Genomic DNA, 14456 nt, shown 5'->3' on the forward strand with positions numbered 1-14456 from the left:
CACAGGGGCCGTCGCGGTGACGCCGGATCCGGTGGCCGCGTCCGGGACGGCCAGTAGGGTTGGCGGTAATCCGCATCAGGGGGTGCGGTACGGGGAAGGAGACGCGCGTGGAGCCGGATTACCGCACCTGGATCGCCGGGGGTTCACACCTGGAACTGAGTGGCCACCGGATCTTCCACCGGCAGGACGGCCCGATCGACGGGCGGCCGGTGACGCTGCTGCACGGATATCCGACGTCCTCGCACGACTGGGTCTCGATCCTGCCCGCCCTCACCGAATCCGGCTGCCGGGTAACGACTCTGGATTTCCTCGGCTTCGGTGCCAGCGACAAACCGCGCGGGCACGAGTACCGGATGACCGAACAGGCCACGCTGGTCGAACAGCTCTGGCAGCGGCTCGGAATCACCGGCACCGCGCTCGTGGCACACGATTACGGGGTCAGCGTGGCACAGGAGTTACTGGCCCGCGACAGTACGCGGGTACAGCGGATGGCCTGGCTCAACGGCGGCCTGTACCCGGACCTGTACCGGCCCTTGCCGATTCAGCATCTGATGACCACCCCGATCGGCAAGATACTGAATCCGCTCATGTCGGAGACGACCTTCCGGATGACCCTGCGCAGGATCCTGGGGCGCCCGGTCCCCGATGCCGATCTGCATCAGATGTGGCTGGCGATGACCGACGGCGGCGGTAAGCACGTGCAATGGGCGCTCAATCGCTACCACGCCGAGCGCCGGGCCAATGCCGAACGCTGGCAGCAGGCGCTCGAAACGTATTCCGGGCCCACGCTTTTCGTATGGGGTCCGGCCGATCCGATCAGTGGCGGCCATCTCCTTCCGCGCCTGCGGGAACGGCTGCCGGGAGCGCGCTTCGAAGTGCTGGACGAACCGCCCGCGACGGGTCACTATCCCCAAGTCGAGAACCCCGAGGCGGTGGCCGGTGCGCTGGTCGACTTCCTGGCCGGCTGATCGGGCGGGGCCGAAGTCCGGTCCGCCCGGGACCGCGGGGCGGGTCGGGTCAGTTCAGCAAGGCTCAGTTCAGTTCAGCAAAGGGACCTGTCCGGACAACTCGACACCGGCCGCACGCAGACGATCCAGCGCGATCTGCGTCGTCTCCGCCGACACCGCCGCGGTGAGATCGAGCAGAACCCGCGTGGACAGACCCGCCGCGCGGGCGTCGGCGGCGGTGGCGCGGACACAGTGGTCGGTGGCGATGCCACAGACGTCCACCGCGTCGATGCCCTTGGCGCGCAACCACTCCGCCAATCCGACCGCCTCTTCGGTCGCCCCTTCGAAGCCGGAATAGGCGGCACTGTAGGCGCCCTTGGAGAACACCGCCTCGAAATGTGTGGTCTTCAGGTTCGGGTGGAAATCCGCACCCGGAGTGCCGGCGGCGCAATGACGCGGCCAGGTGTCCACGAAGTCGGGCCGATCGGAGAAGTGGCCGCCCGGATCGATGTGCAGATCGCGGGTGGCGGCGATGGCGGCATAGTCGTCGCCCAGGGCAACCAGATACTCGCTGATCTGCCGGGCCACCGCGGCGCCGCCCGCGACCGCGAGGGAGCCGCCCTCGCAGAAGTCGTTCTGCACATCGACGACGATGAGTGCTCTACCCATCTCCCGCACCTCGTTTCGCGCCGGTTGCCTCTCCTTCATTGTAGGAATGTGGTCGCGACAGCCGGTTCGCCCGCGGACAATTTCAAACCTTCCCAGGGGAGGCTGACCAGCCCGCGTGCCACCAACTCCCGGCTGCCGGCCAGGTCCGGTGAATCGGCTGCCGGCTCGCCTTTGCGAATGAGCGGAATCAGCAGATCCCGCACCTCGTACCCGTTGCCGGTGGGTCGGGGCGCCGCGGCCGGATACACGATCTCCTCGACGATGGTGCCGGTGTCGCGGGACAGTCGCACGGCGCGCTTGGTGCCGCCTCGCGACTGTTTGTGACTGCTGCGCTTGGCCACCGGTACGCCCTCGACTTCCACCAGTTTGTAGACCATTCCGGCGGTCGGCGCGCCCGACCCGGTGACCAGGGAGGTGCCCACGCCGTAGACGTCGACCGGTTCGGCGCGCAGGGCGGCGATCGCGTATTCGTCCAGATCGCCGGACACCACGATCCGGGTGTGTTTCGCGCCGAGGGTGTCGAGCTGATCGCGCACCTGCCGCGCCAGGACGCCCAGGTCGCCGGAATCGATACGCACACCGCCCAATTCGGGCCCGGCCACCTCGATGGCCCGGGCCACTCCGGCGGTGATGTCGAAGGTGTCCACCAGCAGTGTGGTGCCGATGCCCAGCGCGTCGACCTGACTGCGGAACGCCGCCGCCTCGTGCTGCCCGTCCGGGCCGCTGTGCAGCAGCGTGAAGGCGTGAGCGCTGGTGCCGGCGCCGGGAATCCCGTAGCGCCGCACCGCCTCCAGATTCGAGGTGGCGTCGAATCCGGCCAGATAGGCGGCGCGGGCGCAGGCGGGAGCGGCCAGTTCGTGGGTGCGGCGCGAACCCATCTCGATCATCCGGCGTCCCGCGGCCGCGCTGACCATCCGAGCCGCCGCGGCGGCGATCGCGCTGTCGTGGTTGAGGATCGACAGGATCAGCGTTTCCAGCACCACGCACTCGGCGAAACTGCCGCGCACCGACAGGATCGGCGAGCCGGGGAAGTAGAGATCGCCTTCCAGATAGCCGTCGATATCGCCGGTGAAGCGGAAATCGCGCAGCCATTCCAGGGTGCGCGGGTCCAGGAATCGCGCTGCCACAGCGAGTTCGGCTTCGCCGAAACGGAAGTCCCGCAACGCGGTGAGCAACCGGTCGATACCCGCGACGACGCCGTATCGGCGGCCGTGTGGCAACCGGCGAGCGAATACCTCGAAGGTGCATTGCCGCTGTGCCGAACCGTCGGCCAGGGCGGCCGCGAGCATGGTCAGCTCGTACTGGTCGGTCAGCAGGGCGGTGCTCGCGGCGGCGGCCGATGTGTCCACGCGGCCACTGTAGACATACCGGACGCGCGGCGGCGCGGATGGCCTTCGGGACCTGCTCGGCGCGGGTGTTGTTTATCCGGAGGCGCGTCGTACTCTGAGGGTATGGGTCTGTGCATGAGAGACGCCGTCCGGATCGCCGCCGGTCCGGTCGGCGCGAACCAGGCAGCGGCGCGAGCGACGGGCCCGCAGGACACGGCATGGCCGGGGCAGTCGTGGGCGGGGCGGAGCAGCCGCGTATGCGCCGTAGCCGGACAGTTGTCGGCGGCTCAGGCCACACCGGAAACCGTCGAGGTCACCGAGATCCTGGAGGCCGAGGACCGGCCGTGGGTCACGGTGGTCTGGGACGACCCGGTGAACCTGATGCACTACGTCACCTACATCTTCCAAAAGCTGTTCGGTTACAGCAAAGCCAAGGCAACCGAACTGATGCTGCAGGTACACAACGAGGGCAAGGCGGTGGTGTCGTCGGGGTCCCGGGACAGGATGGAGCACGACGTTCAGCGTCTGCATGCCGCCGGACTCTGGGCGACCATGCAACGTGACCAGTGACCGCGACGGCTACGGTAGCCCCGTGCGCAAGTGGAGCAGGAAGAACTCGCTGAGCGGGCTCAAGCTGCGGTCGGAAATGGACCCCAGGGAGGCGGACGTTCTGCGTTCGCTGGTGGGGGCGGTAACCGGACTGCTCACCGATCGGGCCCGGTCCACCCCCGAGGACGATCTCGCGGAGCTGACCGGACTTCGCACCGGCAACAGCGCTGCGCCGGAGGACCCGCGGCTGGCACGGCTGCTGCCCGACTTCCATCGCAAGGAACCCGGTTCCCCGGACGCCGACCGCGCCGATCTCAACAGCGCTCTGCGCAGCCTGCACGAACCCGAGATCATCGACGCGAAGGTCGCCGCCGGCACGGTGGTTCTGGAAACCCTGCCCGAGCGCGGCGGCAAGATCGTGCTCACCCCCGAACAGGCCGACGCCTGGCTGAACGCGCTCAACGACGTGCGGCTCGCGCTCGGCACCGCACTGGGCATAGATCCCGACACGCCGGATCAACTCGATCCGGACGACCCCCGCGCCCCGCACCTGGACGTCTACCACTGGCTCACCTGGATGCAGGATTCGCTGCTGCACGCCCTGGCTCCCTGACTCCGCTCTCGCCGCGCGGATGCCGACCTCTGCAGGAGGACATGTGACTTCGGTGCCGGGACCTCGCGATTCGATCACCGATGTCGCCGGTGTGCTCGTCGGCCATCATCACGAACTCGATCCGGACGCGACGCTGGGTTCGGGCGCCGCGACCGGATGCACCGTGGTGCGCGTGCCGGGCGGCGCCACCGCCTCGGTCGACGTGCGCGGCGGGGGACCGGGCACTCGCGAGACCGATCTGCTCGATCCCGGACAGACGGTGCGGCAGGTGAATGCGGTACTGCTCACCGGCGGCAGCGCCTACGGGCTGGCGGCCGCCGACGGGGTGATGCGCCGGCTGGAGGAGGACGGCGAGGGCATTCCGATGGATCCGGCTGATCCCTCGCGGGTGGTGCCGATCGTTCCGGGCGCGGTGATCTTCGATCTCCCGGTGGGGGCGTGGGATATCCGGCCGACCGCGGAATTCGGCTATCGCGCAACGGAATCGGCGAGTGCGGTGTTCGAGCGCGGCAGTGTGGGCGCCGGTACCGGCGCGCGTGCCGGTTCCCTCAAAGGCGGAATCGGCACGGCCAGTGTGCATTTCACCGCGGGCCCGGCCGCCGGTCATACCGTCGGTGCGCTGGTGGTCGCCAATCCGGTCGGCTCGGTATTCGATCCGCGGACCGGTCTGCCGTGGGGAGCGGGTACCGACGGACCGGAGCATTTCGGTCTGGCACCCGCCACGGCCGAAGCGCTGGCCCGCGCCAATGCCCTGCCGGTGAAGGGAACCGTGCTCAACACCACCATCGGTGTGGTGGCCACCGATGCCGCGCTGGATCCGGCGGGATGTCGCCGCCTCGCCGTCACCGCGCACGACGGGCTGGCCCGCGCGATCCGTCCCGCCCATTCCCCGCTGGACGGTGACACTCTGTTCGCGCTGGCCACCGGCACGGCGACCGCGGAATCGAATATCGCGCTGCCGCCCGCGTTTCCGGCGGATCTGCTGCTGCTCGACGAACTGTGCACCGCGGCCGCGGTCTGTGTGGAGCGGGCGATCGTGGACGCGGTCCTGCGGGCGAACCCGGTGGCGGGCATTCCGACCTACCGCGAGTTGTTCGGCTGAGTGTCGTCCGCGCCGATCGAGGTATTTCGCCGCCCTCCGACGTGCTATATCAGGCCCGGCCGCGCGGTGGGTGGGAATAGCCGAATATCCTCGGCCGTTGACGGCAGCGATACGACCCGCGCGGGCCGGGCGCGTCGCGGGCGTGAGCGGAAGGATTCGAACTGTGCTGGTGATCAGGGCCGATCTCGTGGATGCGATGGTGGCGCACGCCCGCGCCGATCATCCCGACGAGGCCTGCGGTGTGATCGCCGGCGCCGAGGGTTCCGACCGCCCCGAGCGATTCGTGGCGATGATCAACGCCGAGCGCTCGCCCACCTTCTACCGGTTCGACTCCGGCGAACAGCTGCGGGTCTGGCGGGAGATGGACGACCGCGACGAGGAGCCGGTGGTGATCTACCACTCGCACACCGCCACGGAGGCCTATCCGAGCCGGACGGACATCTCGTACGCCTCCGAGCCGAACGCCCACTACGTGCTGGTGTCCACCCGCGACCCGCACGAGCACGAACTGCGCAGCTACCGGATCCTCGACGGTGTGGTCACCGAGGAACCGGTGAAGATCGTGACCGAATACCCCCGGGCCTGAGCCCGACGCGTCCGCGAACCAGGCGACCAGAAGAAACAGGAGCACCCATGTCGGTAACCGTGTCCATCCCGACCATCATGCGCACCCTCACCGGAGGTGAGAAGCGGGTCCAGGCGACCGGTTCCACCCTCGCCGAGGTGATCGGTGACCTCGAGACCAACTACCCCGGACTCGAACAGCGCCTCCTGTCCGACGGCAAGCTCAACCGCTACGTCAACATCTACGTCGACGACGAGGACGTGCGCTTCGCCGGTGGGCTGGAGGCCGAGGTTCCGGCCAACGGATCGGTGACCATTCTTCCTGCCGTCGCCGGAGGCGGCCTGGACAGCACCGTCGCCGGAGGCGGCCTGGACAGCACCGTCGCCGGCGGCGCGCTCGGCCGCTGATTTCCGTGGCACGCTACGAATCGCTGATCGAGACCCTCGGCAACACCCCGCTGGTGGGTCTGCGGACGCTGTCGCCCAAATGGGACGGTGACGACCACGTCCGGCTGTGGGCCAAACTCGAGGACCGCAACCCGACCGGGTCGATCAAGGACCGACCCGCCCTGCGCATGATCGAACAGGCCGAGGCCGACGGCACGCTGCGGCCCGGCTGCACGATTCTGGAGCCGACCAGTGGCAATACCGGCATCTCGCTGGCCATGGCAGCCAAGCTCAAGGGCTATCGCCTGGTCTGTGTGATGCCGGAGAACACTTCGGTCGAGCGGCGGCAGCTGCTGACCATGTTCGGCGCCGAAATCATCGACTCGCCGGCCGCCGGTGGTTCCAACCAGGCCGTCGCGAAGGCCAAGCGGATCGCCGCCGAACATCCCGACTGGGTGATGCTGTACCAGTACGGCAATCCCGCCAATGCCGACGCGCACTATCAGGGCACCGGCCCGGAAATCCTGGCGGACCTTCCGGAGATCACCCACTTCGTCGCCGGTCTGGGCACCACCGGGACTCTGATGGGAACCGGTCGTTACCTGCGCGAGAAGGTCGCGGAGATCGATATCGTGGCCGCCGAGCCGCGATACGGCGAACTGGTCTACGGCTTGCGCAACATCGACGAGGGCTTCATTCCGGAGCTCTACGACGAATCGGTGCTGACCTCGCGGTTCTCCGTCGGGCCCTACGACGCGGTGCGGCGCACCCGGGAGCTGGTACTGGAGGAGGGCATCTTCGCCGGCATCTCCACCGGTGCGATCCTGCACGCCGCCCTCGGTGTGGGCAACAAGGCGTTGCGCGCGGGCAAGCGGGCCGATATCGCGTTCGTGGTGGCCGACGGTGGCTGGAAATACCTGTCGACCGGCGCGTACGACGGCACGCTCGAGGATGCCGAAGAACGGCTCGAAGGCCAGCTCTGGGCGTAATCCCGGCGGACCGGCCGCAGCGCCGGTCCGAGTCCGGTTCCTCGCCGCAGCGGTACCGTTGAGGGCGAGCGACCGGACGGCCGGTCTCGCGAGGAGGTGATGGCGGTGGCCGAGCAGATGGGCCCGTCCTTCGACCCGGATCGGATTGCCGCGCTGCGGGCCGAACTGCAGAAGTCCGCGGGAACACCCGCCGGTTCCGTACCGCCCGGTTCGCAATCTCCCTCGCCGCGGTCCGTTCCCGCCACGCCGGCATCCGAGGCCGGACGCACCGCCGCGCTGAAGTTGTTGTGGCAGCGGGCGATTGCGATGACCCTCAGCTTCGTGGCGCTGCTGTACGCGGTCGAGGGGGTCGACACCGTCTCGAACCACGACCTCGACGGTGCGGGGGTGCGGCCCCGGACGGCCGCGGGTCTGGAGGGCATCGTCTTCGCCCCCGTCCTGCACGCGAATTGGGCGCATCTGATCGGCAATACCCTGCCGGTGATCGTGCTCGGACTGCTGACGTTGCTCACCGGGATCGGTCGCGGTCTGGCCGCCACCGCCATCGTCTGGATCGTGGCCGGGATCGGCACCTGGCTCACCGGGGCGAGCGGTTCGGTGCATATCGGCGCCTCGGTCCTGGTGTTCGGCTGGCTCACCTATCTGATCTCGCGCGGCCTGTTCACCCGCAACCTGTGGCAGATCCTCGTGGGCGTCGTCGTGGGTCTGCTCTACGGCTCGATTCTGTGGGGTGTGCTGCCCGGACAGTCCGGAATCTCTTGGCAAGGGCATCTTTTCGGTGCGTTGGGTGGACTGCTGGCCGGCTGGGTACTCTCATCGAATGAACGTCGTCATCGTCGCGGGGAGAGTGCCGGCCGCCTCGCATCGTCGGGGTGACTGCGGAACCCGGCCGGCGATTTGGGGGATCCCCAGTTGAGTGAGAATGCAGCGTGGCAGCATGGGGGAATGCGCCTCACCGTCCTCGGGTGTTCGGGCAGTGTGTCCGGCCCGGATTCCCCTGCGTCGGGCTATTTGCTGACCGGTCCGGATATGACCCCCACCGTGATCGATTTCGGTCCCGGCGTGCTGGGTGCGTTGCAGCGCCACCTGGATCCCGGCGAGGTCGACATCTTCCTCACCCACCTGCACGCCGATCACTGCCTGGACCTGCCCGGATTGCTGGTGTGGCGGCGGTATCACCCGAACCCGCCGACCGGGAAGGCCATCGTGCAGGGCCCCTCGGATTCGGCGCTGCGAATCGGCAACGCCTCGGCCGAGATCGGCGGCGAATGCGACGACTGGTCCGACGTGATCGATATGCGTCCCTGGGAGGAGGGCGCCGAGGTGCGCTTCGGTCCCGGCCACACGGTGGTCGCCCGCCGGATGTACCACCCGCCGGAGTCCTACGGCCTGCGCATCACCACCGCCACCGGCCGCACCCTGGTCTACACGGGTGACACCGCCTTGTGCCCCGCCGTTTTCGAACTCGCGGAGGGGGCCGACATCCTGCTGTCGGAAGCCTCGTGGACGCACGATCCGGCCAATCGCCCACCGGGGATTCACCTTTCGGGCACCGAGGCCGGAATGATCGCCGACCGTGCGGGTGTCGGCGAACTGCTGCTCACCCACATTCCGCCGTGGACCTCGCGCGAGGACGTCATCGCCGAGGCCAAGGAGCAGTTCAGCGGGCCCGTGCACGCGGTCTCGCCGGGCGAGGTCATCGACATCTGAGCGCCGACCCCGCCGGGTGGAGATGTTGGTGCCCCGCCGGGGGAGGGGCGTCGTACCTATCCCTTAGGCTGGCGTGGTGTCTAGACGAGCCGATGGCAGAGCGGACGACGAACTCCGCGAGGTAAGGATTACCCGGGGATTCACCACGCATCCGGCGGGTTCGGTACTGGTCGAATTCGGTCAGACGCGGGTGATGTGCACCGCGAGCGTCACCGAGGGCGTGCCCCCGTGGCGGCGCGACTCCGGATTGGGCTGGCTCACAGCCGAATACGCGATGCTGCCGGCCGCCACTCACACCCGCAGCGGGCGCGAATCGGTGAAGGGCAAGGTCGGCGGGCGCACCCAGGAGATCAGCCGTCTGGTCGGCCGATCGCTGCGGGCGTGCATCGATCTGGCCGCGATCGGCGAGAACACCATCGCCCTCGACTGCGATGTCCTGCAGGCCGACGGCGGCACCCGCACCGCGGCGATCACCGGCGCTTACGTGGCGCTGGCGGATGCGATCACCTACCTCGGAGCCGCCGGCCGCCTGGCCGATCCGCAGCCGATCTCGTGCATGATCGCCGCGGTCAGCGTCGGTGTGGTGGACGGGCGGGTGCGCCTGGACCTGCCGTACGAGGAGGATTCGCGCGCCGAGGTCGATATGAACGTGGTCGCCACCGACACCGGCACCCTGGTCGAGATCCAGGGCACCGGCGAGGGCGCCACCTTCCCCCGCTCGACCCTGGACAAGCTGCTGGATTCCGCGCTGGCCGGCTGTGAGCAGCTGTTCGAGGTCCAGAAGCAGGCGCTCGCGCTGCCGTATCCGGGACATCTGCCCGAGCCGGGCGAGAAGAGGAAGTAATGGCGCGCCGGGTACTGGTGGCCAGTCGCAACGCGAAGAAGCTCGGCGAATTGCGCCGCATCCTCGCCGAGGCGGGCGTCGCGGGTCTGGAGATCATCGGCCTGGACGAGGTGCCGCCGTTCCCGGAGGCCCCCGAAACGGGTGCGACCTTCGAGGAAAATGCTCTCGCCAAGGCTCGCGACGGTGCGACGGCCACCGGATTGCCTTGTGTGGCAGACGATTCCGGCCTCGCGGTCGACGCTCTCAACGGTATGCCGGGCGTGCTGTCCGCGCGCTGGGCGGGCCGCCACGGCGACGACGCGGCCAACAACGAGCTGCTGCTCGCCCAGCTGGGAGACGTCCCCGACGAACGCCGCGGCGCCCGCTTCGTCTCGGCCTGCGCCCTGGTCGCCGACGGCCGTGAGGTCGTCACCCTCGGCCAATGGCCGGGCAGGATCGCGCGAAAGCCGGTCGGCGACGGCGGTTTCGGCTACGACCCCTTGTTCGTCCCGGCCGGCGGATCGGTCTCGGCGGCCCAGCTCACTCCGGCGGACAAGGACGCCGCCTCCCACCGCGGCCGAGCTCTGCGCGCCCTGCTCCCGGCACTGGCCGAACTCGCCGAGTCCTGAGCGCGGCTCAGCGGCTCAGCTCGAGAACTCGGCTCGGACCTGGCGGGTGCGGTAGTGCTCGCAGACGAAGGACAGGAACGGGATGGTTCCGGCGAGCGCGGTGATCACCAGCGTCAGCGGCTTCCAGCGCGTCTTGATGCCCAGGTCGATGGTGAACACCAGGTACAGCATGTAGAAGATGCCGTGGATCTGGCCGATGTAGAACAGCCAGTGCGGCGCCTTGCTGCTGTCGTCGAGCAGTAGGTATTTGTACACCATCTCCGCGCACAACAGCAGCAGCCAGACACCGGTGATGTAGGCGAGCACGCGGTAGCGGGTCAGCGCCGACCGGATGCGGCCGGTGTCGCGGGCCGCGGGGGCGGGCGTGCCGGCCGGTGCCGGTGTGGTGGTGGCGGCCGGGGTGGTGGGGCGGTCGGCGCTCAACCGGCTCTCCTCTCGGTGTCGGGGCCGTCGAGCCCCACGGCGTGCATCCGCTCGCGCACATCCTGTGCGTGCAGATCGGCAAGGTATTTGTTGTATTCGGCCAGCACCGGGTCGTCGTCGCGGGCGGCGGTCGGCCGTTCGGGCAGGATGCTGGCCGGGATCTCGCGCGGAGCAGCCCGTTTGGTCTTCCGCCGAGCCAAGGTCGCGGAGTCGGCCGGGCTCGATGCCTCGGCCGGTTCCGTCGCCTCGGTGTGCTGGGCGGCGGTATCGCGTTCGAGTCGCACGAACCGGAAATAGGCGAAGACCACGAATCCGGCGAACAGCGGCCACTGCAGCGCGTAACCGAGGTTCTGCGCGGTTCCGGACGAGGATTCGAACCGTCCCCACTGCCACCAGCCCAACCCCAGGCACGCCAGCGCGGCCACGACCACCAGGATGATCAGGGCCGGGCGACGATGTGGAGCGGACACGCCTACCACGGTACCCGGTCTACTACACAGGCCGTAGTGTGAGGTGCCCGGCGATCGGCGCTGGTCAGAATTTGTAGGTCACGCCGGTCAGCCGCTCGGATTCCTCCCACAGCCGCCGCTGCAGATCGGTGTTCTTCGACAGCCCGCTCGACGGTGACGGCCGCACCGGACCGCGGGAACCGAACAGCAGCGTCGGTCCCCAGTAGGTGTTCGGATCGGCGTCCGGCACGGTGGCCGCGTAGAGGCTCGACTCCGCCGCCTTGCGCGGGGAGTGCCCGGCCAATGCGATGAAGGGCTTGGCGACCCTGTCGAGCGGGGTCTCGGTCCGGGTGAACAGATCGGTGGGCGAGACGCCGGGGTGGACGGCATAGGACCGCTTGGCGGATCCGGACTCGGCCAGGCGCCGTTGCAGTTCGCGCGCGAACATCAGATTCGACAACTTCGACTGTGCGTAGGCGAGGTTGCGCTGGTAGCGGCGGTTCTCGTAGTTGAGGTCGTCGATCCACAACTTCGGCGTCTGCCGGTGCGCGATGCTGGCGAGAGTGACCACCCGGTCGCCGATACGGTCCAGCAGCAGTCCGGTCAGCGCGAAGTGACCGAGATGGTTGACCCCCCACTGGGTTTCGAAGCCGTCCTCGGTCCGCGAGAAGGGGATGTTCATCAGTCCCGCGTTGTTGATCAGCACATCGAATTCCCCGGTGCGCTCGGCGAATTCGCGAATCGAGGCGAGATCGGCCAGATCCAGTGCGGAAACTCGGACATCACCCTCGATACCGTCGGCGACCTGCTGTGCTGTCGTGGTGTTGCGGCAGGCCATGATCACGGTCGCCCCCTTGGCGGCCAGTGCTCGGGTGGTGTGCTTGCCGATACCGCCGTTGGCTCCGGTGATCACGAACGTGCGTCCGTGCTGCGCCGGGATCTCGCTGGGATTCCACGCCATGGTGAGACCTCACTGTTTACGTTTGGGAGTAGGAGCCTCGTCGCATCCTCACCGCGTGATCTTACTCCAGAGTAAGTTCCGGCGGTAGGGTTCGGTCGCCGTGTCGTCAGGGTATCGACCATGACTCCGGTATGCGCTGTGTGAATGCCGGGGATTTGCGGATGAAGGACGCGAGCTGGCGTATTCCCGTGTTACGCCGATCGAATCGGGCCAAGGGCACATACTGAGCTAATGTCCGGTGTCGCCGCAGTCGCCGAATCGCCCGCACCCGTGAGCCATACCCGCGTCAACGTCGTCTTCGCCACCGTCGTGCTGGGGATGTTGATGGCCGCGCTCGACCAGACCATCGTGTCGACCGCGTTGCCGACCATCGTCGCCGACCTGGGTGGCGCCGGGCATATGGCCTGGGTCGTGACGGCGTATCTGCTGGCCGAGGCCGTCGCCACCGCGCTGGCGGGAAAATTCGGCGACCTGTTCGGCCGCAAACTGATCTTCCAGCTCAGCGGACTGATCTTCATCATCGGATCGATGGTGGCGGGGCTCGCTCACGGCATGACGCTGCTGATCGTCGCGCGCGGCATCCAGGGAGTCGGCGCGGGCGGGCTGATGGTGACCTCGATGGCGCTGATCGCCGATGTGATCCCGCTGCGTGACCGGGGCAAATATCAGGGTGCGCTGGGCGCGGTCTTCGGCATCACCACCGTGGTCGGCCCTACGCTGGGCGGGCTGTTCACCGACCATGCCAGCTGGCGCTGGTGCTTCTACGTGAACGTGCCGCTGGCGATTCTGATGATCGCCGTTGCGGCACGGGCGATTCCGTCGATCCGCGCCGCGGTGCGGCCGGTGGTCGACTACGCCGGCATCGCACTGGTCGCGATCGGCGTCAGCTGTCTGATTCTCGGACTGGAATGGGGCGGCCAGGAGTATCCGTGGGGTTCGGCGACCATCATCGGACTGTTCGCGGCCGCGGTGGTCCTGCTGACAGCGTTCGTCTTCGTCGAGACCCGCGCGGCCGAGCCGATGCTGCCGATGCATCTGTTCCGCAGCAATATCTTCACCGTCTGCTCGATCCTCAGCTTCATCGTCGGCTTCGCGATGCTCGGCGCGATGACCTATCTGCCGGCCTATCTGCAATACGTCAACGGTGTCTCGGCCACCGCGTCCGGACTGCGCACCCTGCCGTTGGTGGTGGGATTGTTCACCACCTCGATCATCTCCGGGCAGGTGGTCGGCCGGACCGGCTACTACAAATACTTCCCGGTCGCGGGCACCGCGGTCATGGCGGTGGGGCTGTATCTGATGTCGACCATGGGCCGGACCACCGGATTCTGGCTGCAATCGCTGTACATGCTGATCCTCGGTCTGGGCATCGGCCTGGCGATGCAGGTGCTGACGATCGTCGTGCAGAACACCGTCCCGTACCAGGACCTGGGCACCGCCACGTCGGGTGTCACCTTCTTCCGGACCGTCGGGTCGACCTTCGGCACCGCGATCTTCGGCACGCTCTACAGCAATCAGCTGGAACCGAATCTGCGCCAGGCGCTCACCGAGGTGCCCGGGGTGCCGCCCGCGGTGGCGCAGAGTCCGCAACTGCTGCACCAGCTTCCGTACGCCCAGGCGATCCCGATCATCGACGCCTATGCCGACACCATCGACTACGTCTTCCGCTGGGTGGTGCCGGTGGCCGTGGTCGGTTTCGTCGTGGCGTGGTTCCTGAAGCAGGTTCCGTTGCGCGACAGCGTCCGCGCGGAGGCGGCCGATGTGGGCGGCGGTTTCTCGGTGCCCGATTCTCCGGATCGTATTGTCCGCCTGGAGCATTCGCTGGCGAACGTGCTGCGCAGACTGCGCGACGACGAGCTGCCCGATCCGCAGATCCTGGCGGCCGCGGACAGTCCGCTCGGCCGGGATCAGGCCTGGGCCATCGGGCAGGTGAAGATGTTGCAGCGCGCCCGCGGTTCGGCCGAGCTCGCGGCGGTGGCGCGAGCGCACTGGATGCCGCCGGAAGTGCTGGAACCGGTGTACGACAAGGCAGTGCGATCCGGCTACATCGAATTCGACGGCGACCGAATGGATCTGACCGCGAGTGGCCAGGCCGAGTACGACCGCATTCTCGCCGCTTGGCGCAGATGGCTGTGCCGCTATCTCGACGATTGGGATTGCGCCGACCCGGACGATCGCGCACTCTTCGATCGCGCGCTGGACAATATCGCGGCGAAACTGCTGGAGGAAGTGGAACGGCCGGAGGCGCTGCGGCTGACGGTGTGATCACCGCCGGCCGCTGCGCCCGGGCTCGATTACCTTGCCCTCCAGGTG

Annotated in this window: 17 protein-coding genes; 12 read left to right on the top strand and 5 right to left on the bottom strand. The window is 68.1% G+C overall.

Annotated features, from left to right (window positions below):
* Nucleotides 1–107 precede the first annotated feature (107 nt).
* Nucleotides 108–968 carry an alpha/beta fold hydrolase gene (locus ACPCUW_RS12115; protein ID WP_064909581.1) on the top strand — a complete coding sequence of 287 codons (861 nt, stop codon included), beginning with the start codon at nucleotides 108–110 and terminating at the stop codon, nucleotides 966–968.
* 69 nt (nucleotides 969–1037) lie between these two features.
* Here the strand turns inward: ACPCUW_RS12115 and ACPCUW_RS12120 are convergent, their stop codons facing one another.
* Nucleotides 1038–1616, bottom strand: coding sequence for an isochorismatase family protein (locus ACPCUW_RS12120; RefSeq protein WP_423424834.1), 579 nt, complete (start codon nucleotides 1614–1616; stop codon nucleotides 1038–1040).
* Nucleotides 1617–1651: 35 nt separating this feature from the next.
* Nucleotides 1652–2965, bottom strand: a complete 1314-nt coding sequence (locus ACPCUW_RS12125) for a nicotinate phosphoribosyltransferase (protein WP_423424835.1) — start codon at nucleotides 2963–2965, stop codon at nucleotides 1652–1654.
* 114 nt (nucleotides 2966–3079) lie between these two features.
* Between ACPCUW_RS12125 and clpS the strand changes: the two genes are divergently transcribed.
* The 10 genes from clpS (at nucleotide 3080) to ACPCUW_RS12175 (ending at nucleotide 10310) form a co-directional block, all read left to right on the top strand.
* The gene (gene clpS, locus ACPCUW_RS12130; RefSeq protein WP_369817606.1) at nucleotides 3080–3514 is read left to right on the top strand and encodes an ATP-dependent Clp protease adapter ClpS; all 435 of its coding nucleotides are present in this window, start codon (nucleotides 3080–3082) and stop codon (nucleotides 3512–3514) included.
* Nucleotides 3515–3536: 22 nt separating this feature from the next.
* The gene (locus tag ACPCUW_RS12135) at nucleotides 3537–4106 is read left to right on the top strand and encodes a DUF2017 domain-containing protein (RefSeq protein ID WP_063012315.1); all 570 of its coding nucleotides are present in this window, start codon (nucleotides 3537–3539) and stop codon (nucleotides 4104–4106) included.
* Nucleotides 4107–4125: 19 nt separating this feature from the next.
* Nucleotides 4126–5208: a P1 family peptidase gene (locus ACPCUW_RS12140; RefSeq protein ID WP_104367266.1), complete on the top strand. Its 1083-nt coding sequence runs from the start codon at nucleotides 4126–4128 to the stop codon at nucleotides 5206–5208.
* A 163-nt stretch (nucleotides 5209–5371) separates the two neighbouring features.
* A complete protein-coding gene (locus ACPCUW_RS12145; RefSeq protein WP_030516111.1) occupies nucleotides 5372–5794 on the top strand; it encodes a Mov34/MPN/PAD-1 family protein in 423 nt (140 codons plus the stop codon).
* A 47-nt stretch (nucleotides 5795–5841) separates the two neighbouring features.
* Nucleotides 5842–6180: a MoaD/ThiS family protein gene (locus ACPCUW_RS12150; RefSeq protein ID WP_104364631.1), complete on the top strand. Its 339-nt coding sequence runs from the start codon at nucleotides 5842–5844 to the stop codon at nucleotides 6178–6180.
* Nucleotides 6181–6185: 5 nt separating this feature from the next.
* The gene (locus tag ACPCUW_RS12155; protein WP_063012217.1) at nucleotides 6186–7148 is read left to right on the top strand and encodes a PLP-dependent cysteine synthase family protein; all 963 of its coding nucleotides are present in this window, start codon (nucleotides 6186–6188) and stop codon (nucleotides 7146–7148) included.
* 105 nt (nucleotides 7149–7253) lie between these two features.
* On the top strand, nucleotides 7254–8024 hold the full coding sequence (locus tag ACPCUW_RS12160; RefSeq protein ID WP_423424838.1) for a rhomboid family intramembrane serine protease: 771 nt from the start codon (nucleotides 7254–7256) through the stop codon (nucleotides 8022–8024).
* 69 nt (nucleotides 8025–8093) lie between these two features.
* On the top strand, nucleotides 8094–8858 hold the full coding sequence (locus ACPCUW_RS12165) for a cyclic nucleotide-degrading phosphodiesterase (protein WP_063012215.1): 765 nt from the start codon (nucleotides 8094–8096) through the stop codon (nucleotides 8856–8858).
* 76 nt (nucleotides 8859–8934) lie between these two features.
* Nucleotides 8935–9702: a ribonuclease PH gene (gene rph, locus ACPCUW_RS12170; protein ID WP_030516106.1), complete on the top strand. Its 768-nt coding sequence runs from the start codon at nucleotides 8935–8937 to the stop codon at nucleotides 9700–9702.
* Entirely contained in the window at nucleotides 9702–10310 is a 609-nt protein-coding gene (locus ACPCUW_RS12175) for a non-canonical purine NTP pyrophosphatase (RefSeq protein WP_063012213.1), read from the top strand. Before rph ends, ACPCUW_RS12175 begins: the two co-directional genes overlap by 1 nt.
* Before the next feature lie 15 nt (nucleotides 10311–10325).
* Here the strand turns inward: ACPCUW_RS12175 and ACPCUW_RS12180 are convergent, their stop codons facing one another.
* Genes ACPCUW_RS12180 through ACPCUW_RS12190 form a run of 3 tightly spaced genes read right to left on the bottom strand, consistent with a single transcriptional unit; the run spans nucleotide 10326 to nucleotide 12143 of the window.
* Complete coding sequence (locus ACPCUW_RS12180) at nucleotides 10326–10733, bottom strand: DUF3817 domain-containing protein (protein ID WP_423424841.1); 408 nt, start codon at nucleotides 10731–10733, stop codon at nucleotides 10326–10328.
* Nucleotides 10730–11212 (bottom strand): transcriptional regulator, encoded by a 483-nt coding sequence (locus tag ACPCUW_RS12185; protein WP_423424843.1) that lies wholly within the window; start codon nucleotides 11210–11212, stop codon nucleotides 10730–10732. Before ACPCUW_RS12185 ends, ACPCUW_RS12180 begins: the two co-directional genes overlap by 4 nt.
* A 55-nt stretch (nucleotides 11213–11267) precedes the next feature.
* Nucleotides 11268–12143 carry an oxidoreductase gene (locus ACPCUW_RS12190; protein WP_423424844.1) on the bottom strand — a complete coding sequence of 292 codons (876 nt, stop codon included), beginning with the start codon at nucleotides 12141–12143 and terminating at the stop codon, nucleotides 11268–11270.
* Between the two features lie 231 nt (nucleotides 12144–12374).
* On the opposite strand from ACPCUW_RS12190, the gene ACPCUW_RS12195 reads away from it, so the two are divergent.
* Nucleotides 12375–14408 (top strand): MDR family MFS transporter, encoded by a 2034-nt coding sequence (locus ACPCUW_RS12195; protein WP_423424845.1) that lies wholly within the window; start codon nucleotides 12375–12377, stop codon nucleotides 14406–14408.
* The last annotated feature ends 48 nt before the right edge of the window (nucleotides 14409–14456 follow it).

It is taken from the genome of Nocardia sp. AB354 (assembly GCF_049538315.1).
Lineage (GTDB): Bacteria > Actinomycetota > Actinomycetes > Mycobacteriales > Mycobacteriaceae > Nocardia > Nocardia nova.